The sequence below is a fragment of the Acidithiobacillus sp. AMEEHan genome, assembly GCF_030996345.1.
GTDB lineage: Bacteria > Pseudomonadota > Gammaproteobacteria > Acidithiobacillales > Acidithiobacillaceae > Igneacidithiobacillus.
The window spans coordinates 454,245-480,284 of the sequence record NZ_CP118747.1; the positions used below are offsets into that span (position 1 = coordinate 454,245).

Below are 26,040 nucleotides of genomic sequence, written 5' to 3' on the forward strand. Positions count from 1 at the left end.
GGTTTACCTGGACCCGTCAAGATCGGCGCAGCATCGGCACAATGTTGAAGCGCCAGATAAAGCCGGGAATGGCGAAAACCGCAAACATGCACAGGGCAATCACGTAGAATTCCCAGCCCTGCGCGTGATTATGACCAACCAGAAAACGCTCCAGGCCCATACCAATGAGCCCCATAAGGACGTACATGGCAAACCACTCGCCAAGGTACCAGGGCAAGGTCTTCTTCGGATTGCGACTGCCAAAGACAAAACGCTTGCGGCTCAGCCACGGAAGATTCGCAGCGATGAACGATACCAGAATGTAGATCATTGCCCATTGTTGCATAGCCATCAGAGCACCCCCTGTAAGGCGTGGTAACAGAACGCCAAAAAGGCGCCTGGGACGATGCCGAGGAGCAAGAGAGCGAGACTGTTCAGCGTAAGCACGGAAGCGGCCAGCGGATCATCGGCACCATAGGCCAAATCTTCCGCCGGTGGATCGAACAATGCAACCTTGAGCACCCGCAGATAGTAGAACGCACCCACCACTGCCATCAGCACACCGAAGACCGCCAACCAGATAAAATGCGCTTCGACAAGCGCCTGGAAGACGGCGAGTTTGGCATAAAAACCAATGGTTGGCGGTACGCCGGCGAGGGAGAACATGATGATCAGCAGCAGGAAGGCAACCCAGGGATGGCTACGCACCAAGCCGCGCAGGTCGCTGATTTCTTCCGCCTCGAAGCCCTCGCGGCTGAGATAGACAATCAAACCGAACGCGGCGGTCGCCATGAAGGCGTAGACGACCGCGTAGAAGAAGGCGCTGGCCAGCCCATTCTGCGTACCGGCGACGATCCCCAAGGCGAGAAAGCCCATGTTGCCCACCGTCGAGTACGCCAACATGCGCTTGAGGTTGGTCTGGGCAATGGCCACCACATTGCCGATCAGCAGCGAGACGACTACCAAAGCAACGAAAAGCTGCCGCCAGATCTCGATGCTACCATAGCCGCCGTCCACCAGGATTCGCAGAAACAGGGCAAAGATGGCAATCTTGGGAACCGAAGACATGAACAAGGTGACTGCCGTTGGCGCGCCCTGATAGGCATCCGGTAACCACATATGGAATGGCGCCGCACCGAATTTGAAGGCGATTCCCGCCACCAGAAAGATCACCGCGAGCATCAACAGGTAGTTGGCACTGCCCATATTGACCAGGGCAATGGCGATCTGATGCAGATCGAGGGTTCCGGTGAGCCCGTAAAGCAAGGACATGCCATAGAGCAGAAACGCCGAGGCCAGCGCGCCGAGAATGAAATATTTGAGCCCCGCCTCCGTCGCGCGCAGATTGCTGCGCTGAAAAGCGACCAAGGCATACTGACTGAGAGCGAGCAGCTCCAGCCCCAGATACAGCACCAGCAAGTTGGAGCCGGAGATGAGGATCAGCGCCCCCAGCAAGGCAAAGAGCAGCAGTACGAATACCTCACCCCTGTACAAACCGCGTCGCAACAAATAGTTGCGGGAATACAGCAGCACCAGCAAGGTCAGCAATTCGACGAAGAAACTTGCAACACCGGTAAAGGGATCGAGATGGAACTGCCCGAAGAAGGCAAATCCCGTCTGGCCCATCTCCAACCACGTCAGGGCCATAGCCGCGAGCAGGGTGAAAATGCTGAGCACGTAGGCGATGCCGTGCTGGCGCTCGCCAACGAAGACGTCGACCAACAGCACCAAGCAGGCCATTGCCAGCACCCAAATTTCGGGAATGGCAAAGGTCCAGTGAAACAGAGCGTTCTGCATGGCGCCTCCTCAACCAGGAACTTTACTGGTGGCAACCTGCTGCAGGAGGTGCGCCACCGATTGGTGAACGATGTCGAGGAAAGGAGCCGGCCACACACCCTGCAGCAGCACCAAGCCCGCCAAAGCCCCCAGGACCAGAATCTCACGGCCATTGAGGTCATTGAGGGCGGCCACCTCGGCATGAATGATGCCGCCGAAGATCACCCGCTTGAAAAGCCAGAGGGTATAGCCAGCGCCGGTAATCAGCCCGGTTGCAGCAATGATCGCCGGCCAGGGATATACCTGATAAGTGCCCAGCACTACCATGAACTCTCCGACGAAGCCCGAGGTGCCCGGTAGACCGACATTAGCCATGGCAAAAAGCATCATCAGGCTGGCAAAGATCGGCATCACGTTAGCGACTCCACCATAGGCCTGAATATCGCGGGTATGCATGCGGTCGTAGAGCACACCCACGCAGAGAAACATCGCGGCACTGACAAAGCCATGCGAAAGCATCTGGATGATCGCACCCTCTATCGCCGTCTGAGTAAAAACGAAAAAACCGAGGGTGACAAAACCCATGTGCGCGATGGAGGAGTAGGCAATCAGCTTCTTCATGTCCTGCTGCACGATGGCAACCAGGGCGATATAGACGATGGCGATCAGCGATAGGGTAATCATCAACCACGCGAGTTGATGGCTGGCATCCGGGGTGATGGGCAGACTCAGCCGTAAAAAACCGTAGGCCCCCATTTTCAGCATGATCGCCGCCAAAATCACCGATCCCCCTGTAGGGGCCTCGACGTGGGCGTCGGGTAACCAGGTGTGTACCGGCCACATGGGGATTTTCACCGCAAAGGCGATCAGAAAGGCCAGGAAAATCCAGATCTGTGCGTTGGCGCCCAAGGGCGTTTTCTGAAAAGCCAGCAGACTGAAGCTGTCGCCGCTATGAAAATAGAGGTACAGAAAGGCCACCAGCATCAAGACCGAACCGAGGAAGGTGTAGAGAAAGAACTTGATGGTGGCATAGACCCGGCGTGGCCCGCCCCAGACCCCGATGATGAGGAACATGGGAATGAGCATCGCCTCCCAGAATACATAAAAGAGGATGGCATCAAGGGCGCAGAAAACCCCGATCATCAGCCCGTCCATGATCAGGAAGGCGGCCAGATACTGGGCGATACGCATTGAGACATTGCGCCAGGAGGCGACCACCACCAGCACCGTCAGAAAACTGGTGAGCAAGATGAACCAGAGAGAAATCCCATCGATACCGAGGAAATACTCGATGTGAAACGCCGGGATCCACGGGACGCGCTCGACAAATTGCATCGCTGCCGTATGGGTATCGAAGCTCGTGAATAGCGGCAAGGTGATGGCAAAGGTCAGCAGCGATACCAACAACGCCAGCCAGCGTGCCGGGTTGCCGCCGGCACGATCGCCCAACGCGAGAACGAGAAAACCACCAACGATGGGCACCCAGATGGCAGCACTGAGAAGGCCAAAGGAATGCATCGATCAGCCCCTCCAGATCATGAAAAAGGTCATGAAGAGGACGAGGCCGATGATCATGACAAAGGCATAGTGGTAGATATAACCGGTCTGCAGACGGCGCCAGGACAGCGCCGCGCGCGCCACCAGCCGGGCGCTGCCATTGACCATCCCACCGTCGATGATGGCCTCGTCTCCCCAGTGCCAGAAACGGCGGCCGAGCAGTAAGGCACCACGCACGAATACGGCCTGGTTGAGCGCATCAAAGCCATATTTCTTGCGCAGGACCCATGTGAATGGTGCGAACAAGCGATTCAGCGCTGCTGGTACGCCGTCATGCAGCAGATAGAACCACGCCGCCAACGCGATGCCGAGAATGGCCAACCAGAATGGCCAAGCCTCCAGACCATGGACGAGGAAACTGCCAGCCCCCTGCCAGTGTGCCGCAATTGCGCCGATAGTGTTCCACTGCGGGCGAATCTGTAGAGAGCTATCCAGGAATCCGCCCAGGCCCACCGGCGCGATGAACAACCAGCCCGCGACCAGCGACGGAATGCTCAAGGCAATCAGCGGCACGGTAATCACCCAAGGCGACTCGTGCAAATGTTCCTGCGTGTGTTCGTCCATGCGTTTTTTGCCATGGAAGACCAGGAAAAACATGCGGAAGGTATAGAGCGAAGTCACCAACGCCCCCAAAACGAGCAGCACGTAGGCAAAGGTCGCCCCGGTCATACTCGATTCGCCGACCGCCTCGATGATGAGGTCCTTACTGAAGAAGCCGGCAAAGGGCGGGATGCCGGCAAGCGCCAACCCGCCCACCAGAAAGGTGAGATAGGTAATGGGCATGTGCGTGCGCAACCCCCCCATCTTCCGGATATCCTGCTCATTCTGCATGGCATGGATGACCGATCCGGCGGCAAGGAATAGCAGCGCCTTGAAGAATGCATGGGTCATCAGATGGAAGATGGCTGCAGAAAAGGCCGACGCTCCCAGGGCCGCGGTCATGTAGCCCAGTTGCGAAAGGGTGGAGTAGGCGATGATCCGCTTGATGTCATTCTGCACGATACCAATCAAGCCCATAAACAGCGCGGTAATGGCACCAATGATCATGACCACACTCAACGCCGTTGCCGACTGCTCGTAAATCGGCGACATGCGCGACACCATGAAGATTCCGGCGGTGACCATGGTCGCGGCATGGATCAGTGCCGAGATCGGCGTCGGACCCTCCATCGACTCCGGCAGCCAGACGTGCAAAGGCACCTGCGCCGATTTCCCCATGGCCCCGATAAAGAGCAGGATGGCAATCCAGGTCAGTACCGACCAGGGATGTCCTGGGATGATCGTGACGGTTTGTCCGACCAGGCTAGGGACCATGGCAAAGACGGTGCGGTAATCCAGGCTACCGCAGTAGTGATAGATGGCTGCGATGCCGATAAGAAAGCCAAAGTCGCCTACGCGGTTGACGAGAAAGGCCTTGAGCGAGGCCTGGTTGGCGCTTTCGCGGGTAAACCAGAAACCGATCAGGAGATAGGACACCAGCCCCACCGCTTCCCAGCCAAAAAACAGCTGCAGAAAGTTGTTGGCCATCACCAGCATCAGCATACTGAAAGTAAACAAGGCGATATAGCTGAAGAAGCGGGCATAACCGGGATCGCCGTGCATGTAACCAATGGTATAGACGTGCACACAGAGGGAGACAAAGGTAACGACCACCAGCATTACCGCCGTCAGGCTATCGATGTCAAAACCGATGTGTACCGGCAGATTCCCAAACACCGCCCAAGTGTAGACGTCGCCATAGAAAGTCTGCCCATGCAACACCTGCAACAGCACGAAAATGGCCAGATACAGGGCGAAGACAACGCCGGCGATGGGTGCCCAATGCGCCTTCTCGCGCAGAAACCATCCGCCAAGGCCAGCAACCAGCGAACCCGCCAGTGGTGCCAGGGGAATGAGCAAATAGACCCAGATGGGTGGCAGGCCATGCAGCCAGTCAAAGATCCACATATCAGCCCCGTAAGTCGTCGATATCTTCTACATTGATGCTGCGGCGATTACGGAAATAGACCACCAGGATCGCCAAGCCAATGGCCGCCTCGGCAGCCGCTACGGTAAGGACAAAAAACACAAAGATCTGCCCCTGAAGATTTCCCAGATAACGGGAAAATGCGACAAAATTGATATTTACTGCCAACAACAAAATCTCTATCGCCATCAACAGAATGATGACATTTTTCCGGTTCAGGAAGATCCCCACCACGCCGATGGAGAACAACAGGGCGCCAAGGATGAGCCATTGCGACAACGGGATCATGGTTTCGGCTCCCGCAGATCGACCATGCGTAGCCGCTCACGTACAGCAACCGCAACCTGTTTGCCGACCGCCTGCGACTTGGTGTCGGGACGCCGACGCAAGGTCAGGGCAATTGCAGCAATGATCGCGACCAGCAGGATCACCGCCGCAATCTCGAAGGGATAGAGGTAATGGGTGTAGAGTAATTCACCGAGGGCGCGGGTGTTATCGGCATTCGCCGGGATCGGACCAGGTGCCGGCACCCTCCCGATTGGCGTGGTCCAGAACACTGCCACCATCTCCAGCACGCCAATGATCGCAATCGCCAGACCGAGCGGAAGGTAGCGTAGAAAGCCCTCCTTGAGACGCTCTAGGTTGATGTCGAGCATCATGACCACGAAGAGAAACAGCACCATTACCGCTCCGACGTATACCAGAATCAGAATCAGCCCGAGGAATTCTGCACCCAGGAGCAAAAACAGGGCGGCAGCATTGAAGAAGGCGAGTACCAGATAGAGCGCCGAATAGACCGGGTTACGAGCCGTGATGACCAACAGGGCCGATACCAGCAGGACGGCCGAGAAGAGATAAAAGAGGACGGTGGTGGTGAGCATCATGCGTTTTCTCATTCTCTCCTAGCGGTAAGCGCTGTCCGCCTGCCGATCACGGGCCAACTCGCCTTCCAAACGATCCCCATTACCGAGCAAACGAATCTTATCGTAGAGCAGTTCACTGCGCGTCTCGGCGTGATAACTCAGTACCCGGCTTTCGACAATGGAGTCCACCGGGCAAGACTCCTCGCAGAGTCCGCAAAAGATACACTTGCTCAGATCGATGTCATAGCGGCTCGTGCGGCGGGTCCCGTCGCTGCGCTCTTCGCTCTCGATGGTAATGGCCAGCGCCGGACAAACGGCTTCACAGAGTTTGCACGCTATGCAGCGCTCTTCGCCATTCTCATAACGGCGCAGGGCATGCAGACCGCGAAAGCGCGGCGACTGGGGGGTCGTCTCCTCCGGGTACTGCACGGTGAACTTGCGCGCGAAAAAGTAGCGCGCGGTGAGCCGCATGCCGCGCAACATCTCGAGCAAAAAGAAAGATTGAAACCAGCGTTTGACGGGATTGGCCATGACGATCTCCTCAGCGCAGGAGGGCCCGCATCGGGGTCTCGAGGGCGATACCCACGACCACGATCCAAGCGATGGTAATGGGAATGAAGACCTTCCAGCCGAGCCGCATGATCTGGTCGTAGCGGTAGCGCGGGAAGGTGGCACGGATCCAGAGGAAGACGTAGAGCAGGAAGGCGGTCTTCAGCAAGAGCCAGATCAAGCCCGGCACCCAGGTGAACGGCACCACGTTCAAGGGGGGATACCAGCCCCCGAGGAAGAGCACCGTGGTCAGGATCGAGACAAAGATCATGTTGGCATATTCCGCCAGGAAGAACAGGGCAAAACCCATTCCCGAGTATTCGACATGAAAACCCGCAACGATCTCGGACTCACCCTCGGCCACATCGAAGGGAGCGCGGTTGGTTTCCGCCACACCGGATATGAAATACACCAGAAAGAAAGGGAAGAGGGGCAACCAGTACCACGACCAAAAGCCTCCCCCTGCCTGCGCTTCGACGATCTTGCTCAGATTCAGCGTCTGCGCCAGCATCAATACCCCCACCAAGGCAAAACCCATGGCAATTTCATAGGCCACCAACTGTGCCGCGGCGCGCATGGCGCCCAGGAAAGCGTATTTGGAGTTCGAGGCCCAGCCGGCAATGATGATCCCATATACCCCCAAGCCGGCAATGGCCAAGACGTAAAGCAAACCTGCGTTCATGTTGCTGATGGCCACGTCAGGACCGAAAGGCACCGCCGCCCAGACCAACATGGCGGGGACGAAGGCCAATACGGGCGCAGCCAGAAAGAGAAAGCGGTTGGCCGTGCTGGGAATGAGGACTTCCTTGAACAACAGCTTCAAGGCGTCGGCAATCGGCTGCAGCAGACCACGGAAACCCACCCGATTGGGTCCCAAGCGAATCTGGATATATCCAATCACCTTGCGTTCGGCCAGGGTCAGATAGGCGACGCCGAGTAGCAGCGGTATCAGAACGATGATGATCTTGATGAGTGCCCACACCGGCGGCCACCAGGCCGCATTGACCAGATCGTGCATCCTCTCCCCCTACGCCCGCGCCCGAATACTCGGCATCTGCACCCGCAGTACCGTCCCGACTCCGCCCAATGCCTGGGTCTCGGGGTGGCCGAGATCCAGCCAGACGGCGCCGTGGGGAATCCCGATATCGCTCACAAAGGGCAGCTGCACCAGCGCACCATTGCTCCCCAGCAATTCTACCGCGGCGCCCGTGATCCCCATTCCGGCGACCGTATCGGGATGGAGGCGACACACAGGTTCTTGCTGCAGGGGCGCTGCCCGCCGAGCCAGAGGGTCCTGCTGGTAGATGCGCCAATCGCCCAGCAGCTGGAGACCCTCTGCCCTTTCCTGGTGGCGCGCGGCAATCTCTGGCATCACGCCGAAACCCGGAACATCGAGGGGGAAATCCCCCAGCTCCTCCTGCCATGCCGCTCGCACCGTTTCGAGGTCATCGAAATCGAGCCCGGCGAGTTCGAGATGATCGGCCAGGACACGCAGGATTTTCCAGCCAGGGCGTGACTCTCCTGCCGGTCGCACAGCGGCACGATAGTGTTGCAGACGTCCTTCATTATTGAAAAGGCTGCCGCTACTCTCCGCCCAGCTCGCCAGGGGCAGAACGACGTCGGCATACTCCTCGGCAGCGCCGAGAAAACTGCTGACACTAATGACCGTATCGGCTGCAGAGAGAGCCGCGCGGACACGCGGCGCGTCCATGGCATCTGCCTCAGGCTCGACGCCCCAGAGCAGAAACGCCTTTTTCTCGTCCCAGATCCGCGGCGCATCCACGAGTTGCGCGCCTCCCGGCTTGCGCCCTGGGAGACAGCCGAGCAGCCAGGCACCAGCGCTGTTCGCGGCCTCCGCCAGCCAGGAAATCCGGCCATTCACCTGTTCTATGATGGCAGCCAGGACGGCAAGCAGCTCCGCCGCCTGCGGATGCTGCAGGAGGCCATTGCCCAGCAGGAAAAGAGGACCTTCGGCACTACGCAGGGCATCCGCCAAGGACTGTAGTTCTGGATGCTGCGCCGGCGCTCCGTCACGCAGATTGGCAAGGAGTTCCCGATACATCTCGAGATCTCCCCCGGCTGGAGCGCAGACCTGACGCAACGGGAAATTGAACTCCCGTTGTGCACTATCCATGGCCCAAATTCGTGCCCCGGCCAAGGCCGCTTTACGTAAGCGGTGATTGGTCAATGGCTGCTGCTCGCGCGGGTAGGCATGACAGAGCACCATGTTGCGCTCTGTCTCCAACTGTTCGAGGCTCATATTCAAGGCCGGATACAAGGGCATGGCGGAATCAGCGCGGAAGTCCGTTTGGCGCAAGCGATGGTCGATAGCCCGTACTCCCAACCTACGCAAAAGGGCCTGAAAAAGGTAGAGCTCTTCGTTGCTGGCCGATGGCGACACGATTCCCGCTACGGCATCCGGTCCGCTACGGCCAAGCACCTGCTGCAAAGCATTGGCGGCAGCCTCGAGGGCGTCGGCCCAAGATACTGGCTGCAGCACGCCATTGATACGTAAGAGAGGGGTCAGCACGCGATCCTCCGCCTGCAAACCGGCATAGGCGAAGCGCCCCTTGTCACAAAGCCATTCTTCGTTGACGGCCTCGTTGACTCGCGGCTTGACCCGCAGAACTTCCTTGCCAAGGCTCTGAACATCGGTATTGCAACCCGTCGAGCAATGCGGACAGAGGCTCTGGCTATGCTTGAGCTCCCAGGAGCGGGCCTTATAGCGGAAAGGCTTGCTGGTCAGAGCGCCGACGGGGCAGAGATCGATCATGTTGCCGGAAAGCTCGGAACGCACGGCCTTGGCAACATAGGTGCCGATGGCCATCTTCTCGCCCCGCCCGGTAGCGCCCAATTCACTGATGCCACCAATCTCGGTGCCGAAGCGAACGCACCGGGTGCACTGGATGCAGCGCGTCATCTCGGTAGCGATCAGCGGCCCGATATCTTTGTCCTCCACCACCCGCTTTTCTTCGGTATACAGGCTATGGGGATTGGCATAACCCATCGTAATGTCCTGCAACGGACACTCGCCGCCTTGGTCACAGATCGGGCAATCCAGGGGATGATTGATGAGCAGGAATTCGAGCACGCCTTGCTGGGCCATCTTCGCCCGTTTCGAGCGGGTGGAGACCTTCATTCCATCGCTCGCCGGGGTGGCACAGGCAGGCAGGGGCTTGGCCTGCTTTTCGACATCCACCAGACACATGCGGCAGTTCGCTGCCACAGATAGCTTCGGGTGATAGCAAAAGAAAGGGATGTAGATGCCGAGCTGCTGCGCCGCTTCCATCAGGGTAGTGCCGGCTGCGACCTCGATTTCCTGACCATCAATTTCAATGCGTGGCATCAGGCAACTCTCCGTGCGGCATCCGAACCAACCAGACACGCCTGGTGCCGCACATGGTGCAGATATTCTTCCGGGAACAGACGGAGGGAGCTGGTCACCGGAGCCACCCCACCGTCGGCCAGCGCACAGATGGTGCGCCCCTCGATGCGGGAGCCGACATTCTGCAATAGTTCCAGATCGGATTCGCGACCCTGCCCATTCTCGATCCGGTGCATAACCCGCCACAGCCAACCCATACCTTCGCGGCAAGGCGTACACTGGCCGCACGATTCGTGCATGTAGAAGCGGGAGATGCGTTCCACTACCTTGACGATGCAAACGCTGTCATCGATGACGATCACCGAACCGGCACCCAGGGCCGAACCGGCCTTGGAAAGACTGTCGTAGTCCATCGTCAGTTGCATCATCTGCTCGCCAGCGACCATGGCGGTACTGGTACCACCGGGGATCACCGCCTTGAGCTTACGACCCGGACGCAGCCCACCGGCCATCTCCAGTAATTCGGCGAAGGGGGTGCCCATGGGCACCTCGAAATTTCCCGGCCGCTGAACGTGGCCGGTTACCGAGAAGATCTTGGTCCCGCCGTTGTTCGGCTTGCCCAGCTCCAGAAACCACTGCCCACCCCGCGTGACGATGTCGGGCACCGAGGCGAAGGTTTCGACATTGTTGATGGTCGTCGGCTGACCATACAGACCATAGCTCGCCGGGAACGGCGGTTTGAAACGGGGCTGTCCTTTCTTCCCTTCCAGCGCCTCCATCAGGGCGGTTTCCTCACCGCAGATATAGGCACCAGCGCCCCGGTGAACATACAGATCGAAAGAAAAATCGGTGCCCAGGATTTTTTCACCGAGGAGACCAGCGGCATACGCCTCGGCCAAGGCCGCCTCAACGATTCGGATCGGCTCGATGAATTCACCGCGGATGAAAATGTATCCCGCCCGCGCACCCATGGCATAGGCCCCGATGATCATCCCCTCGATGAGCCGGTGCGGCTCATAACGCATGATGTCACGATCCTTACAAGTGCCTGGCTCACCTTCATCGGCATTACAGAGCAGATATTTCATCCCCGTGACACCCTTGGGCATGAAACTCCATTTCAGTCCGGTAGGGAAACCCGCTCCACCGCGGCCGCGGAGGGCCGAGGTCTTCATTTCGTTGATGATCTGCTCGGGCGTTATGCCCTCCAGTAACACCTTGCGCAGGGCTGAATAGCCGCCAGTGTCCTGATAGACCCGCAAACGATGCGAATCCGGCAAACCGCGGTTCCGCAAGGTAACGCCATTCACGTACGTTTCCGTCGTCATTGCCCCGCCTCCTTGCGCAATTGCGCGATCAGGTCGTCGAGTTTCTGCGGCGTGAGATCGCCGATATAACGATCTCCCAATTGCATCATCGGTGCATCTTTGCAGGCCCCCAGGCACTCCACCTCTTTGATGGTAAAAAGACCGTCAGCGGTCGTTTCGCCGATACCGATTCCCAGCCGTTCCTGCAAGTGGGCCAGAATGCCGTCGCTGTCATTGAGAAAACAGGATACGCTGCCGCATACACAAAACTGGTGCTTACCGACGGGCTGCAAATCGTACATGGTGTAAAAAGTAGCGACCTCAAAGGCCTGGATTGCGGGCACACCGAGGATTCCTGCCACATGCTCGATCAGGGCATTCGGCAGATAGCCATGCTCCTCCTGCGCAATACGCAGAGCCGCGAGGAGCGCCGAACGCGCCTGCTCGGGGGGGTACTTGCTGCGCTCCACCGCAATAGCGTCGAGGGAAGCCTGCGACAGCCACTCGCTCATCGGTCAATCTCCCCAAACACGATGTCCATCGTCGCCAGGATTGCCACCACATCCGCAATCATGTGCCCGCGCGCCATCTCATCCATGGCCGCCAGATGGGAAAATCCAGGCGCTCGGATCTTCATCCGGTAGGGCTTATTGGCGCCATCGGAGACCATATAGATACCAAACTCTCCCTTCGGAGCCTCCACCGCAGCATAGATCTCCCCTGCAGGGACAATCATGCCCTCAGAAAAAAGTTTGAAGTGATGGATCAGCGCCTCCATGCTGGTTTTCATCTCTTCGCGCGGAGGCGGCGCTACTTTGTAGTCGTCCACCATGACCGGTCCGGGATTCTTGCGCAGCCAATCAACGCACTGCGCAATGATCTTATTGCTCTCGCGCATCTCCGCCACGCGCACTAGATAGCGGTCGTAGCAGTCACCTTCTTTGCCGACGGGAATCTCGAAATCCAGATCGGCATAAGCCGCATAAGGCTGGGTACGGCGCAGGTCCCAAGCGACGCCGGACGCCCGCAACATCGGTCCGGTGAAGCCGAGGGCAATGGCCCGCTCCGGTGCGACCACCCCAATTCCCACGGTACGCTGCTTCCAGATGCGATTATCGGTAAGCAGAGTTTCATATTCGTCGATGTAAGCGGGGAAGCGCCGGGTGAAGTCCTCGATGAAATCGAGGACCGATCCCTGACGGTTGGCATTGAGTTCCTCCAGGCGCTTCGCATCGCGATATGGCGAGAGCTCGTATTGCGGCATCTGCGCGGGGAGATCGCGATAAACACCGCCAGGCCGGTAGTAGGCGGCATGCATACGGGCGCCAGAGACGGCCTCATAAACATCCATGAGATCTTCGCGCTCACGGAAGCAATAGAGGAATACCGACATGGCGCCCACATCCAAGGCATAGGCCCCGAGCCACAGTAGATGATTGAGGACCCGGGTGATCTCGTCGAACATGGTACGGATGTATTGGGCGCGCCGTGGGATTTCCAGGCCCAGCAGGCCTTCTACGGCACGACAATAGGCGTGCTCATTGCACATCATCGATACATAATCGAGGCGATCCATGTAAGGCAGATTTTGCAGAAAGGTCTTGTGCTCGGCGAGCTTTTCCGTGGCACGGTGTAAAAGCCCAATATGGGGATCAGCGCGCTCGATCACCTCGCCATCGAGTTCCAACACCAGCCGCAGCACGCCGTGCGCGGAGGGGTGTTGCGGCCCGAAATTCATGGTGAAGTTACTAATTTCTGGCATCGTAACGCCCCTCCTCGTCGCTGCGCACGATGCGCGGCACGACGACACGCTCCTCGGTACGGGTGGGTTCGTAGATCACCCGCCGCTGATCCGGGTCGTAGCGCATTTCGACCGTACCTACCAAAGGGAAATCCTTGCGAAACGGGTGACCGACAAAGCCGTAATCGGTAAGAATGCGCCGCAGATCGGGATGCCCTTCGAAGAGAAAACCAAACAGATCGAAGGCCTCCCGCTCAAACCAGTTGGCTGCCGGCCAGATCGCGTTCACCGAGGGGATGATCGGAAGCTCCTCATCGAGAAACACGCGCAGGCGCAACCGCTGACGACTGTGAATCCCGAGGAGATGGTAGACGACGGCGAAACGCTCGCCCTCCCACGCGCCATCCCCATATTCGGCATAGTCCACTCCACAAATGTCGATCAACTGATCAAAACCCGCCATATCCCGCAACCAGGTGCAGCTGGTGAGAAAGTCGTCGCGCAAAAGTTCCAGGGTAAGCTCGCCACGGGCGATCTGCCAACGGCGTATCTGCTGCCCCAGCCCAGCCTCGATCTGCTGGGATATTGTTTCCAGGTCGTCCATTTTTGCGTTACCGAGCTATCGTGTGCGTACGGCGGATCTTCTTCTGTAGCTGGATCAGCCCAAAGAGGAGCGCTTCTGCCGTTGGCGGACAACCGGGGACATAGACGTCGACGGGGACGATGCGGTCACAACCGCGCACCACGCTGTAGGAGTAGTGGTAATACCCACCGCCGTTGGCACAGGAACCCATGGACACCACCCAGCGTGGCTCGGCCATCTGGTCGTAGACTTTGCGCAGCGCCGGAGCCATCTTGTTGACCAAGGTACCGGCAACAATCATCACATCGGATTGCCGCGGACTGGGACGAAAAATGATACCGAAGCGATCGAGATCGTAACGCGCCGCTCCCGCGTGCATCATTTCTACCGCGCAACAGGCCAAACCAAAGGTCATTGGCCATAAAGACCCCGTGCGACTCCAGTTGACCACCGTATCGATGCTGGTGGTGACGAAACCCTTTTCGAGAACCCCTTCTATTCCCATTCCAGAGCCCCCTTCTTCCACTCGTAGACGAAGCCCACTACCAGAATGGTGAGGAACACCATCATCGCCAGGAACCCGGTCGTGCCGATAGAGTCAAAAACAACGGCCCAGGGAAACAGAAATGCAATCTCGAGATCGAAGAGGATGAAAAGAATCGCGACCAGGTAGTAACGCACATCAAACTTGACGCGGGCGTCCTCGAAGGCCTCGAATCCACATTCATAGGGAGACAGCTTTTCGCTGTCTGGCCGATTGGGACCAAGCTTGCTGCCCAGGATCAAGGGCACGATGCCGACCACCAAGGCGATCAGCAAAAATATCAGCACAGGCAAATAATGTCCGAGCACCCGGCCCCTCCGTCAAAGTCATTACGTACCCATCAGGGTCGCCATAAAAAACTTTTTTTCTGTATAATCAAATCTCTGGAAAGCTGCAGAGACAAAAAAACAGCCACGCGGGCTGTGATTTGGTGCCGAAGACCGGACTCGAACCGGTATGGCTTGCGCCGCCGCCCCCTCAAGACGGTGTGTCTACCAATTTCACCACTTCGGCAAGTGAATCAAAACTTTCTCATGCCCCGCCAAGGACGTCAAGGCTTCGACGAGGATGAATTTCCAGTGGCGACGCTCTTTTCGGGCACGGCGGATGTTGCGGAGGCAGAAACGGGGCTCTGGCCGCTCGCCACGCTAGTAGCTACGGATGCGGTCGGCGCCGATGCCGGTGCGGCGGCAGGTGCCGCTGCCGTCGAGCTTGGCAGCGCAATACCCACGCCTGCCGCGTGCGCTTCATGCTCTGACAGATAGGCCAATGCTAAACTGTTGAGAAAGAAAATCGCAGCAAGAATTGCAGTGACGTGGCTCAGAAAGTTGCCCGCTCCTGCAGCGCCAAAAACGGTCTGCGAACCGCCACCGCCAAAGACCGCGCCAATATCCGCGCCCTGTCCTTTCTGAATCAGCACCAGCCCTACCAGGACGACACAGATCAGCACCTGAAAAATCAATAACACCGTATACATGATCAAATACCCCGGGCTACCGCATGGGCGGCCTGACAGATCTGCAAAAACTCGACTGCCTGCAACGAGGCTCCACCGACCAGACCGCCGTCGATATCCGGCTGGGCAAATAAGGTCTGGGCGTTGCCGGCCTTGACACTACCACCGTAGAGAATGAGGATTTTGCGGGCGATGTCGGGATTTTTTGCAGCGATCAGGCCACGCACAAAAGCATGCACTTCCTGCGCCTGCTCCGGGCTGGCCGTCTTGCCGGTGCCGATGGCCCAGACTGGCTCATAAGCAAGGACCATATTGGCCTGCTGCCCGTTACTGCCCAAAGCCGGGAGAATGGCCCCTACCTGACGCCGCAACACCTCTTCGGTATGGCCCTGTGCTCTTTCCTGCTCGGTTTCACCGATGCAGACCATGGGAATCAGACCGGACAGGAGGGCCGCCTTCACCTTTTTCAGGACGATTTCATCTGACTCCTGAAAAATCTGACGACGCTCCGAGTGTCCAACCAGGACGTAACGGCAGCCATGGTCGCGCAGCATAGCTCCCGAGATCTCACCGGTATAGGCTCCGTAAGCTTCCCAAAAGAGATTTTGCCCACCCCAGCGCAAGAAACTGCCCTTGGCCAGATGGTGCACTGCCGGCAATAGCGTGAAGGGCGGAAATACCACAACCTCCGGCGAGGCTGGCACCAGACCCGCACCGAGAATGGCTTGAATGAGGTGCTCGGCATCCGCATTCAAGCCATTCATCTTCCAATTGCCCGCTACCATGATCGACCGCACGTCGCCCTTCCTCAAATTTGACATCAATTGCTAATAGGATGGGCAGTGTAAAGAGTCCGCCGACGAGGGTCAATTTCCCCCGGTTGCGCTTTAGACCGCCGCGGATTCGGTTACGCAAGCGGCCACTTGCGCCTGCAACTCCTCGGCAACGCTCTGCGCCAGCCAGGATTCGGTCGCCTCTACCATGATACGCAACAGTGGTTCGGTGCCAGAGGCACGCACGAGAAGTCGTCCGCGCCCGGCGAGCTGCGCTTCCGCCGCCTGCAACAACTGCTGCACATCCGGGCGCTCCAAGTGCTGTCGCGCATCCGGCAGACGCAAGTTGCGCAAAACCTGCGGATACAGCTTCAGGCCATCGGCCAACTCATGCAGACTCCTGCCTTTCTGCTGCAAAAAGGCAAGTACCTGCAACGCCGCGAGAATGGCATCGCCGGTGGTATTTGCTGGAGTGATGAGGTGACCGGAATTCTCCCCGCCTAAGGGATAGCCCAGGCGGCGCATGGTCTCGAGCACATAGCGGTCTCCCACGGCACTGCGCACGAAAGGCACTCCCTGCTCCGTAAGGGCCTTTTCCAGGGCGAGGTTGCTCATCACCGTACCAACAACCCCGGACAGGACGCCCCGCTCCTGGAAGGCCTGCGCTAGCAGCCAGAGAACGGCGTCGCCATCCCAGGCATTACCCCGCGCATCCACGAGCAGGACGCGATCGCCGTCACCATCCAGGGCGATCCCCAAATCGGCCTGTCGCTCCTGCACGGCAGCAATGAGCGCCTGCGGTGCTGTCGAACCGACACCATCATTGATATTGACGCCATTGGGGCGCGCTCCGATGCTTTCTACCTGAGCACCCAGCTCGCTGAACACCATGGGCGCGACCTTATAGCCGGCGCCGTGGGCAGCATCGACGACGATCCGCAAACCGCGCAGGTCGGCCGACGCCGGAAAGGTCGTCTTGCAGTATTCGACATACCGACCGGCAGCATCATCCACGCGACGCGCCTTCCCCAAAGAGTCTGCAGCAGCACAGCGCATGGGTTCTTCCAGCTCGGCCTCAATGGCCTCCTCCACCGCATCCGGGAGCTTGTAGCCATCGCCAGAAAAAAATTTGATGCCATTATCTTCGTAGGGATTGTGCGAGGCGCTGATGACAATGCCCGCATGGGCCCGCAGAGTGCGGGTCAGGTAAGCGATCGCAGGTGTTGGCAGCGGACCAACCAGCAGCACATCGACTCCTGCCGCCGCCAGCCCGGATTCCAGAGCAGATTCGAGGAGGTAGCCGGAGAGGCGGGTGTCTTTGCCAATCAGCACCTGCGGCCTGCCGGATACCCCCCTGGTGAGCACCCTACCCGCAGCCCATCCGAGCTGCAGGACCCAGTCCGCACGCATCGGCATTTCTCCCACCCGGCCGCGAACACCGTCGGTTCCGAAAAATTTTCTGGTCATAGTCGTATTATCCTGTCGCTTCCATCGCTTCCCAAATGTTGAGTGCCTGCCGCGTAGCAGCAACATCGTGCACCCGATAGATAGAACTGCGGCAAAGCTGTCGGGTCCAGAGGAGGGCCGCCACACTCGCCACCACACGCTCACTGGCGTTTTCCACACCAGCAATCTGGCCCAAAAATCTTTTGCGCGACAGCCCCAGCAGAATGGGGTGTCCAAGAGTCGCCAATTGGTCGAGATGCCGCAGCAGGCGAAGGTTGTCAGCCTGCTCCTTGGCAAAACCGATCCCCGGATCGAGGAGAATGGACTCAGCAGGGATTCCTGCCTGCAGACATGCATCACGCCGCTGCACAAGATAGTCACGCACCTCTGTCAGTACATTTTCGTAGGCGGTGAGGGTCTGCATGGTGGCGGGAGTACCTCGCATATGCATCAGGCAGACATCAAGCCCCAACTCTGCAACTGTCGTCAACGCCGCGGGATCAAAGCTCAGCGCACTGACATCGTTGATGAGGGTAGCACCGTAAGCATGGGCGGCACGCATCACCGTCGCCTTACGGGTATCCACGGAAATGGGCAAAGGAATCTCCGCGCGGATCGCCTCCAAGGCCGGCAGGAGGCGGTCGAGTTCCTCCTCTACCGAGATTTCCATCGCCCCTGGCCGCGTCGACTCGGCACCGAGATCAAGCATGTCCGCCCCCTCCGCCCACAGACGACGGGCATGGGCCAAAGCCGCGCTCACCGAAACATAGCGACCACCATCAGAAAAAGAGTCTGGGGTAAGATTGATGATCCCCATGATACAAGAACGCCCCTGCAGCCAGGGGCGTCTTCGATACGACACAGCAGAATTCAAACGGGATGCTCTCCCGGGTTGAGCTTGGGCAGATTGTTGGGAACCTGCTCAGGACTGCCGACGCCGCTGTTACCACTAACCGCCGGTGTACCGGGGCTGTTGTCCTGCGGCGGGCGCGGATCGTGCCCAGCCATGAGGTCATTGACCTGGCCGGCATCCAAGGTCTCGAACTTGAGCAACGCTTGGGCCATACGCTCGACGATGTCGCGGTTGTCCTCGATGAGCTTGCGCGCCACCTGGTAGCGCTCTTGGATGATGGAGCGTACCTCCTCATCCACGGTCTGCGCAGTCCGTTCGGAGACATTACTGTGCTTGGTGATTTCCCGACCGAGGAACATCTCTTCCTCTTTCTCGCCAATCACCATCGGTCCGATGGTGGACATACCCCACTGCGTGACCATCTTACGGGCTAGGTCCGTAGCTCGCTCGATGTCATTGCCCGCGCCGGTGGTCATTTGATTGAGGAATACCTCCTCGGCAATCCGCCCACCCATGAGAATGGAGATGTTGTGCAGGATCTCCTGGCGCTCATAGTTGAAGCGGTCTTCAGTCGGCAACTGCATGGTCAGCCCGAGGGCGCGGCCGCGCGGGATGATGGTGACCTTGTGCACCGGATCGGTACCCGGAAGCAACTTCGCCACCACCGCGTGCCCAGATTCATGGTAGGCGGTGGTTTCGCGCTGCTTGTCGCTCATCACCACCGACTTGCGCTCGGCGCCCATCATCACCTTGTCCTTGGCATCCTCGAAGTCGTGCATATCAACTAGGCGCTTACTCTTGCGCGCCGCCATGAGGGCCGCCTCGTTGACCAAATTGGCAAGATCCGCACCAGAGAACCCGGGCGTGCCGCGGGCGATGATCTTGGGATCGACATCCGGGGCGAGAGGCACCTTACGCATGTGCACTTGCAGTATCTGCTCGCGACCACGAATATCCGGCAGCGGCACGGTCACCTGCCGGTCGAAACGGCCGGGCCGCAGCAAGGCAGGATCAAGCACGTCCGGGCGGTTGGTGGCCGCGATGACGATGATCCCTTCCGTACCCTCGAAACCATCCATTTCCACCAACATCTGGTTGAGGGTCTGCTCGCGCTCGTCGTTGCCACCGCCGAGGCCAGCACCGCGCTGACGGCCCACGGCGTCGATCTCGTCAATGAAGATGATACAGGGAGCGTGCTTTTTCGCCTGCTCGAACATGTCGCGTACGCGCGAAGCACCCACACCGACGAACATTTCGACAAAATCCGACCCGGAGATCGAGAAGAACGGCACCTTGGCCTCGCCGGCAATGGCGCGGGCAAGCAAGGTCTTGCCAGAGCCCGGTGAACCCATGAGCAGCACACCTTTGGGGATTCGGCCACCAAGACGCTGGAATTTGGAGGGATCCCGCAAGAAGTCGACGATTTCGGCTACTTCCTCCTTGGCCTCTTCCACACCGGCCACGTCTGCAAAAGTGATCTTGTTGTTCTCCTCACTGAGCATGCGGGCACGGCTGCGCCCGAAGCTCATGGCACCACGGCCGCCAGCGCCTCCGCCCCCCATCTGGCGCATGAAAAAGATCCACACACCGATGAGCAACAGCATCGGGAACCAGTTGATCAACAGGGCCAACAACAAGGACTGCCCTTGCGGCGGCTTGACGTCGATCTTCACCCCGGCAGCCAGGAGCTGTGGCACCAACTGGGTATCGTTGGGCGGCGTGTAGACACTGAACTGTTGCCCAGAACTGAGCGCACCGGTCAGATGGTTGCCATCCATCGTGACATTGGCAACCTGTCCCTGTTTGACGCTGTTGACAAAAGTCGAGAAGTTCATCGCCTGAGCTGGCGTCGAACTCGAAGAATTCAGATTCTGGAAGACGAAAATGAGAATGACCCCAATCGCCACCCACAAGAGCACGTTCTTGAAAACGTTATTCATTCCCTCACCTCCCCCATCGGGAGTTTAGATTGGGTACAGAGTACCCCAACGTGTACGATCTTAGACCCCTGCCGAAAAACTGACAATAGAGCAGCAAAAAACTCAGCATCATTGCGTGCCGCCAACCGTGAGGTCGCGAATCTTCAGCGTTGGCTGACCGACCCCCACCGGCACGCTCTGCCCATCTTTCCCGCAGGTTCCTACTCCTGGATCTAATTGGAGGTCGTTGCCGATCATTTCAACCCGCGTGAGCACATCCGGCCCGTTCCCGATCAGGGTCGCCCCCTTGACCGGACGCGTGATGCGGCCATTCTCGATCAGATACGCTTCCGAGGCCGAGAACACGAACTTGCCGCTGGTGATGTCGACCTGCCCACCGCCGAAGTTCACTGCGTAGAGCCCCTTTTTGACACTGGCGATGATTTCCTGCGGATCGTGCTGACCATTACGCATATAGGTATTGGTCATTCGTGGCATGGGCAGATGAGCATAGGATTCGCGCCGACCATTGCCGGTGGGAGCAACCCCCATGAGCCGCGCGTTCAGACTGTCCTGCAGATAGCCGCGCAAAATCCCATCTTCGATCAGTACGGTGCACTGGGTGGGGTGCCCCTCATCATCGAGGTTGAGACTGCCGCGCCGCCCAGCCAGGGTGCCATCATCCACCACCGTGACACCGGGCGCCGCTACCCGCTGCCCAACCCGACCCGCAAAGGCACTGGTTCCCTTGCGGTTGAAATCCCCCTCCAGACCATGACCGATGGCCTCGTGCAACAGAATACCCGGCCAGCCAGGCCCGAGGACGACTTCCATACTGCCGGCTGGAGCGGCCCCCGCCTCAAGATTGACCAGCGCCTGCCGTACCGACTCGCGGGCGTAGCTTTCCACAATATCACCTGCGAGAAATTCACGATAGTCATGACGCCCGCCACCGCCAGCGCTTCCCTGCTCTCGCCGACCATTCTCCTCGGCGATCACCGTGACATGCAAACGCACCAACGGTCGCAAATCCGCGGCCAGACTGCCGTCCAGGCGCGCCACCAATACCACTTCATAGCGCGCAGCCAGACTGGCCATGACCTGCACCACGCGGGGATCGGCGGCACGGGCTGCCGCTTCGAGGCGTTCGAGCAGGGCGATTTTTTCGCGATTATCGATGCTCGCCAGGGGATCTACGTTCGGGTAGAGCTGCAAACCGCTATGCGAGCGCCACTGTAGAGCCCGCTGCTCGCCCGGGTGATGCACGATGCTGCGCGCCGCCGCGGCTGCGCCCAGCAGTGCCTCCACCGCAATTTCATCGGAGTAAGCCAAGCCCTGGCGTTCTCCCTGGATGGCGCGCACCCCAACTCCTTGTTGGATGCTGTGGCTGCCCGATTTGACCACTCCTTCTTCCAAACTGAAAGACTCGCTACGGCTGTATTGAAAGTACAGATCCGCATCGTCGAGGGCACGGCGACGCAATTGGGCAAAGGTCCGCTCCAATGCCATCTCGTCGATCCCCGCAGGTTGCAGCAAATTTTCTCGGGCGAGATCGAGGGCGTTTTTCGTCATGACGTGCTTCTCCGATTGGATGTTGTAAAAGAGTATGCGCCGGCCGGCGATATAGAACAAGTCTAAATTTGTTAGATGATTTCTGCACCGCCAATCCCCAAGCCATCCACAGCTTGTCAACACTATATATAGTGTTGACAAGCGCAAATGGATAACTATATTTTGTGTCATAGCCAAGGAGGAGACCATGCCCAGTACTGCCCCAGCCGTTACCCAAGATCCACTCGAGTCCCAGCATCGCGTCATCCGCCGCAATGGAGCGGTAGTGCCTTTTGACGCCAGCAAGATCCAGGTCGCGATGACCAAAGCCTTCCTCGCGGTACAAGGCAGCAATGGGGCCGCCAGTGCGCGTGTCCGGGAACAGGTCGCGCGACTCACGAAACAAGTGATCGGCGCCCTGGAGCGTCGGCAGCCGGGCGGCGGCACCTTCCACATTGAAGATATCCAGGATCAGGTGGAATTGGCGCTCATGCGCGCTGGCGAACATGAGGTTGCGCGCGCCTACGTTTTGTACCGGGAAGAGCGTGCCCGCGAGCGTGCCAGTCAACAGCGACAAGAACAGGACGAACGTACGGAACTGCAGGTCCGACAGGCCGACGGCAGCAGTCAACCCCTTGACCGCGAACGCTTGCAGGCGGTCATCGAGGAGGCCTGTGCCGGTTTGGGCACCGCGGTCTCCCCGGAGCCGATCCTACAGTCCACCCTCAAGAATCTCTACGATGGCATCAGTGAGGCGGAACTCTATCAAGCCCCCATTCTCGCCAGTCGCATCCTGATCGAGCGTGACCCCGCCTATGCCTATGTCTCGGCACGCCTGCTCCTGGACCGGATCCGGCGCGAAGTGCTCGAGCAGCCGTGTACCCAGGCCCAGATGGCAGCGCGCTACAGCAGTTATTTCCGCGACTATCTGGCCACCGGCATCGAGCACGAACTGATTGACCCGCGCCTGGGACAATTCGATCTTGACCGCATTACTGCCGCGCTTCGCCCGGAGCGCGACCTGAATTTCCAATATCTGGGCCTGCAGATCCTCTATGATCGCTATTTCCTGCACGTGCGCGAACGACGTATCGAGCTGCCACAGGCGTTCTGGATGCGAGTAGCCATGGGTCTGGCCGTCGAGGAGATTGATCGCGAGGAGCAGGCCATCGCCTTCTATGAGGTGCTCTCCCAGTTCGATTTCGTCAGTTCCACCCCTACACTGTTCAATTCCGGCACACTACGGCCACAGCTATCGAGCTGCTTTCTCACTACCGTCGCCGATGATCTGGATGGCATCTACGAGTCGATCAAGGACAATGCCTTGCTTTCCAAGTATTCCGGTGGCCTCGGCAACGACTGGACGCGGGTGCGCGCCCTGGGTTCTTACATCAAGGGTACCAATGGCAAGAGTCAGGGCGTCGTACCCTTCCTCAAGGTGGTAAACGATACCGCCGTTGCCGTAAACCAGGGCGGCAAGCGCAAGGGCGCCGTCTGCGCCTACCTCGAAACCTGGCATCTGGACATCGAAGAATTTCTCGAGCTGCGCAAGAATACCGGCGACGATCGCCGGCGTACCCACGATATGAACACTGCCAACTGGATCCCCGACCTGTTCATGGAACGGGTAGAGGCGGGCGCCGACTGGACTCTCTTCAGTCCCAACGACGTCCCCGACCTCCATGATCTGACCGGCGATGCCTTCCGCGCTCGTTACGAGGAATACGAAGAGCAGGCACTGGCAGGCCGCATCGAGCTCTACAAGCGTCTGCCGGCCGTGCAACTGTGGCGCAAGATGCTGACCATGCTCTTCGAGACTGGGCATCCGTGGATCACTTTCAAGGACCCGTGCAATCTGCGCAGCCCGCAGCAACATGTTGGCGTGGTGCACAGCTCCAATCTCTGCACGGAGATCACCCTGAACACCAGCGATAAGGAAATCGCTGTCTGCAACCTGGGGTCGGTGAATCTCGTCGCGCATCTGCGTCTGCCCGAGAATCAGGACCCACAGTCGTTGAACCCCGACCTGAGCGCAGAGCAGATCCTCGCCGCCATCGATGGCGAAAAGTTGGCGCGCACCATCCGGGTCGCCATGCGCATGCTCGACAATGTCATCGACATCAACTACTACGCCCTCGGCAAGGCGCGTAACAGCAATCTGCGCCATCGCCCCGTGGGGTTGGGTTTGATGGGTTTCTCCGACGCCCTTCTCGCCCTGCGCATTCCCTATGCCTCGGATGCCGCGGTGCGCTTCGCGGATATCAGCCAGGAGCTGATCAGCTACCATGCCATCGATGCCTCGGCCGATCTCGCCCGCGAACGCGGCGCCTATCAAAGTTTCCCTGGATCCTTGTGGAGTCAGGGGGTACTGCCCATCGACAGCATCGAGATTCTGGCACGCAGTCGCCGCCAAGGGGTGGAACTGGATCGGACCCAGCGACTCGATTGGTCGGGATTGCGGCAAAAGGTGCAAGGTGGCATGCGCAACAGCAACTGCCTGGCCATTGCTCCAACGGCAACGATCTCCAATATCGTTGGGGTCAGCCAGGGGATTGAGCCGATCTACCAGAATCTCTACGTGAAATCGAACCTCTCTGGCGAATTCACCGTAGTCAATCAGTATTTGGTGGAGGACCTCAAGCGCCTGGATTTGTGGGACGAAGTCATGGTCAACGATCTCAAGTACTTCGATGGCTCGGTCATGCCCATCGACCGTATTCCGGCCTCTCTCAAGCCCCTGTATGCCAATGCCTTCGAGATCGATCCCGTCTGGTTGATCGAGGCCGGCAGCAGGCGGCAGAAGTGGCTGGATCAGTCGCAGAGCCTCAATCTGTACTTTGGCAAGCCTAGCGGTAAGAAGATCGATGATACCTATCGCTTGGCTTGGCAGCGCGGCATCAAAACGACCTATTACCTGCGTTCCCTGGGCGCCACGGCGGCAGAAAAGTCCACGGTGCAGACTGGCGCCCTCAATGCGGTGCCCGGCAGCCTCAAGGCTTGCGCCATTGACGACCCCACCTGCGAGGCCTGCCAGTAAGGCGGCCGAATATTTGGAGAAAGCGATGCTAGATTTTGCAGAAGAACAACCGAAGTCCATCACCTTGCCTGCCTACCACGAACAGGGTCAGGTAGGCGCCAATATCGGCATCCAGGCCAGCAGCTTTGCCCGCGTGCGCGCCGAGGACAAGCGCATCATCAATGGCAAGGCCGATGTCAACCAGCTCGTGCCCTTCAAATACCAATGGGCCTGGGACAAATATCTGGCGGCCTGCGCCAACCACTGGATGCCGCAGGAAGTGCAGATGGCCCGCGATATCGCCCTATGGAAGGATCCCAAGGGCCTAAGCGAGGATGAGCGCCGTATCGTCAAGCGCAATCTCGGCTTTTTTGTGACGGCGGATAGTCTCGCGGCCAACAACATCGTGCTCGGCACCTATCGCCACATCACGGCGCCCGAGTGCCGCCAGTATCTGCTGCGCCAGGGCTTTGAAGAGGCCATTCATACCCACGCCTACCAGTACATCGTCGAATCCCTGGGACTCGATGAGGGCGAGATCTTCAATATGTATCACGAGGTCCCTTCGGTACGCGCCAAGGATGATTTCCTCATCCCCTTCATCGAAGTTCTGGCCGACCCGAATTTCAAGACCGGCACCCCAGAAAATGACCAGTTGCTGCTGCGTTCCCTGATCGTTTTTGCCACCATCATGGAAGGCATGTTCTTTTATGTCGGCTTCAGCCAGATCCTGGCGATGGGGCGGCAGAACAAGATGGTCGGTGCCGCCGAGCAGTACCAGTACATCCTGCGCGACGAATCCATGCACTGCAACTTTGGCATCGACATGATCAACCAGATCAAGATCGAAAATCCGCACCTGTGGACCGAGGAATTTCAGGAAGAAATCATTGCCCTCATCCGCGAAGGCGTGGAGCTGGAGTGTGCCTACGCTGACGATACCATGCCGCGCGGCGTGCTCGGACTGAATGCGCCAATGTTCAAGGACTATGTACATTTCATCGGTAACCGGCGACTCAGCCAGATCGGGCTCAAGCCGCAGTGGGAAGGTGTGCAGAACCCCTTCCCGTGGATGAGCGAGATGATGGATCTCAAGAAGGAAAAGAACTTCTTCGAGACCCGGGTCACCGAGTATCAAACCGGTGGCGCCCTGAGCTGGGATTGATCTCCCGCCCGGGGATTTCGCCGAAGATTTCGCCGAAGATCTTGCGGAGCTGCGTCTTCGGGCGTTATCATTCCAGCGCTTCGGTGACTGTAGCTCAGCAGGTAGAGCCCCGGATTGTGATTCCGGTTGTCGTGGGTTCGAGCCCCATCAGTCACCCCATATCCATCAAGGG

Annotated in this window: 23 protein-coding genes and 2 tRNA genes; 3 read left to right on the forward strand and 22 right to left on the reverse strand. The window is 58.7% G+C overall.

Annotation, left to right across the window (positions count from 1 at the left end):
• Positions 1–16 precede the first annotated feature (16 nt).
• The 22 genes from ORD17_RS02315 to tldD form a co-directional block, all read right to left on the reverse strand.
• Positions 17–331: a DUF2818 family protein gene (locus ORD17_RS02315; protein WP_308389296.1), complete on the reverse strand. Its 315-nt coding sequence runs from the start codon at positions 329–331 to the stop codon at positions 17–19.
• Positions 331–1,776, reverse strand: coding sequence for an NADH-quinone oxidoreductase subunit NuoN (gene nuoN, locus ORD17_RS02320; RefSeq protein WP_308389297.1), 1,446 nt, complete (start codon positions 1,774–1,776; stop codon positions 331–333). The genes ORD17_RS02315 and nuoN overlap by 1 nt, the downstream gene beginning before the upstream one ends.
• 9 nt (positions 1,777–1,785) lie before the next feature.
• Positions 1,786–3,273, reverse strand: a complete 1,488-nt coding sequence (locus ORD17_RS02325; protein ID WP_308389298.1) for an NADH-quinone oxidoreductase subunit M — start codon at positions 3,271–3,273, stop codon at positions 1,786–1,788.
• A 3-nt stretch (positions 3,274–3,276) separates the two neighbouring features.
• Positions 3,277–5,259 (reverse strand): NADH-quinone oxidoreductase subunit L, encoded by a 1,983-nt coding sequence (nuoL, locus tag ORD17_RS02330; RefSeq protein ID WP_308389299.1) that lies wholly within the window; start codon positions 5,257–5,259, stop codon positions 3,277–3,279.
• A 1-nt stretch (position 5,260) separates the two neighbouring features.
• Entirely contained in the window at positions 5,261–5,566 is a 306-nt protein-coding gene (gene nuoK, locus ORD17_RS02335; protein ID WP_308389300.1) for an NADH-quinone oxidoreductase subunit NuoK, read from the reverse strand.
• Positions 5,563–6,174: an NADH-quinone oxidoreductase subunit J gene (locus ORD17_RS02340; RefSeq protein WP_308389301.1), complete on the reverse strand. Its 612-nt coding sequence runs from the start codon at positions 6,172–6,174 to the stop codon at positions 5,563–5,565. Before ORD17_RS02340 ends, nuoK begins: the two co-directional genes overlap by 4 nt.
• Positions 6,175–6,180: 6 nt before the next feature.
• Positions 6,181–6,672 carry an NADH-quinone oxidoreductase subunit NuoI gene (nuoI, locus tag ORD17_RS02345; protein WP_308389302.1) on the reverse strand — a complete coding sequence of 164 codons (492 nt, stop codon included), beginning with the start codon at positions 6,670–6,672 and terminating at the stop codon, positions 6,181–6,183.
• Positions 6,673–6,682: 10 nt separating this feature from the next.
• A complete protein-coding gene (gene nuoH / locus ORD17_RS02350; RefSeq protein WP_308389303.1) occupies positions 6,683–7,708 on the reverse strand; it encodes an NADH-quinone oxidoreductase subunit NuoH in 1,026 nt (341 codons plus the stop codon).
• Positions 7,709–7,717: 9 nt separating this feature from the next.
• Positions 7,718–10,036 carry an NADH-quinone oxidoreductase subunit NuoG gene (gene nuoG, locus ORD17_RS02355; RefSeq protein ID WP_308389304.1) on the reverse strand — a complete coding sequence of 773 codons (2,319 nt, stop codon included), beginning with the start codon at positions 10,034–10,036 and terminating at the stop codon, positions 7,718–7,720.
• Positions 10,036–11,343: an NADH-quinone oxidoreductase subunit NuoF gene (gene nuoF / locus ORD17_RS02360; RefSeq protein WP_308389305.1), complete on the reverse strand. Its 1,308-nt coding sequence runs from the start codon at positions 11,341–11,343 to the stop codon at positions 10,036–10,038. Before nuoF ends, nuoG begins: the two co-directional genes overlap by 1 nt.
• Positions 11,340–11,834, reverse strand: coding sequence for an NADH-quinone oxidoreductase subunit NuoE (nuoE, locus tag ORD17_RS02365; protein ID WP_308389306.1), 495 nt, complete (start codon positions 11,832–11,834; stop codon positions 11,340–11,342). Before nuoE ends, nuoF begins: the two co-directional genes overlap by 4 nt.
• The gene (locus ORD17_RS02370) at positions 11,831–13,084 is read right to left on the reverse strand and encodes an NADH-quinone oxidoreductase subunit D (protein WP_308389307.1); all 1,254 of its coding nucleotides are present in this window, start codon (positions 13,082–13,084) and stop codon (positions 11,831–11,833) included. The genes nuoE and ORD17_RS02370 overlap by 4 nt, the downstream gene beginning before the upstream one ends.
• A complete protein-coding gene (locus ORD17_RS02375; RefSeq protein WP_308389308.1) occupies positions 13,071–13,667 on the reverse strand; it encodes an NADH-quinone oxidoreductase subunit C in 597 nt (198 codons plus the stop codon). Before ORD17_RS02375 ends, ORD17_RS02370 begins: the two co-directional genes overlap by 14 nt.
• Positions 13,668–13,674: 7 nt before the next feature.
• Complete coding sequence (locus ORD17_RS02380) at positions 13,675–14,151, reverse strand: NADH-quinone oxidoreductase subunit B family protein (protein ID WP_215871631.1); 477 nt, start codon at positions 14,149–14,151, stop codon at positions 13,675–13,677.
• Positions 14,142–14,498 (reverse strand): NADH-quinone oxidoreductase subunit A, encoded by a 357-nt coding sequence (locus ORD17_RS02385; protein WP_308389309.1) that lies wholly within the window; start codon positions 14,496–14,498, stop codon positions 14,142–14,144. The genes ORD17_RS02380 and ORD17_RS02385 overlap by 10 nt, the downstream gene beginning before the upstream one ends.
• Positions 14,499–14,618: 120 nt before the next feature.
• Positions 14,619–14,703, reverse strand: a tRNA-Leu gene (locus tag ORD17_RS02390).
• Between the two features lie 37 nt (positions 14,704–14,740).
• Positions 14,741–15,166, reverse strand: a complete 426-nt coding sequence (secG, locus tag ORD17_RS02395) for a preprotein translocase subunit SecG (protein ID WP_308389310.1) — start codon at positions 15,164–15,166, stop codon at positions 14,741–14,743.
• A gap of 2 nt (positions 15,167–15,168) precedes the next feature.
• On the reverse strand, positions 15,169–15,942 hold the full coding sequence (gene tpiA, locus ORD17_RS02400) for a triose-phosphate isomerase (protein WP_308389311.1): 774 nt from the start codon (positions 15,940–15,942) through the stop codon (positions 15,169–15,171).
• Between the two features lie 90 nt (positions 15,943–16,032).
• A complete protein-coding gene (glmM, locus tag ORD17_RS02405) occupies positions 16,033–17,385 on the reverse strand; it encodes a phosphoglucosamine mutase (RefSeq protein WP_308389312.1) in 1,353 nt (450 codons plus the stop codon).
• Between the two features lie 7 nt (positions 17,386–17,392).
• On the reverse strand, positions 17,393–18,181 hold the full coding sequence (folP, locus tag ORD17_RS02410; RefSeq protein WP_308389313.1) for a dihydropteroate synthase: 789 nt from the start codon (positions 18,179–18,181) through the stop codon (positions 17,393–17,395).
• A gap of 53 nt (positions 18,182–18,234) precedes the next feature.
• A complete protein-coding gene (gene ftsH, locus ORD17_RS02415) occupies positions 18,235–20,157 on the reverse strand; it encodes an ATP-dependent zinc metalloprotease FtsH (protein ID WP_308389314.1) in 1,923 nt (640 codons plus the stop codon).
• 108 nt (positions 20,158–20,265) lie between these two features.
• Entirely contained in the window at positions 20,266–21,708 is a 1,443-nt protein-coding gene (gene tldD / locus ORD17_RS02420; RefSeq protein WP_308389315.1) for a metalloprotease TldD, read from the reverse strand.
• 187 nt (positions 21,709–21,895) lie between these two features.
• On the opposite strand from tldD, the gene ORD17_RS02425 reads away from it, so the two are divergent.
• From ORD17_RS02425 to ORD17_RS02435, 3 genes are all read left to right on the forward strand, one after another.
• The gene (locus ORD17_RS02425; RefSeq protein ID WP_308389316.1) at positions 21,896–24,724 is read left to right on the forward strand and encodes a ribonucleoside-diphosphate reductase subunit alpha; all 2,829 of its coding nucleotides are present in this window, start codon (positions 21,896–21,898) and stop codon (positions 24,722–24,724) included.
• A gap of 25 nt (positions 24,725–24,749) precedes the next feature.
• Positions 24,750–25,868 carry a ribonucleotide-diphosphate reductase subunit beta gene (locus ORD17_RS02430; protein WP_308389317.1) on the forward strand — a complete coding sequence of 373 codons (1,119 nt, stop codon included), beginning with the start codon at positions 24,750–24,752 and terminating at the stop codon, positions 25,866–25,868.
• An 83-nt stretch (positions 25,869–25,951) separates the two neighbouring features.
• Positions 25,952–26,027: transfer RNA gene (locus ORD17_RS02435), tRNA-His, on the forward strand.
• The last annotated feature ends 13 nt before the right edge of the window (positions 26,028–26,040 follow it).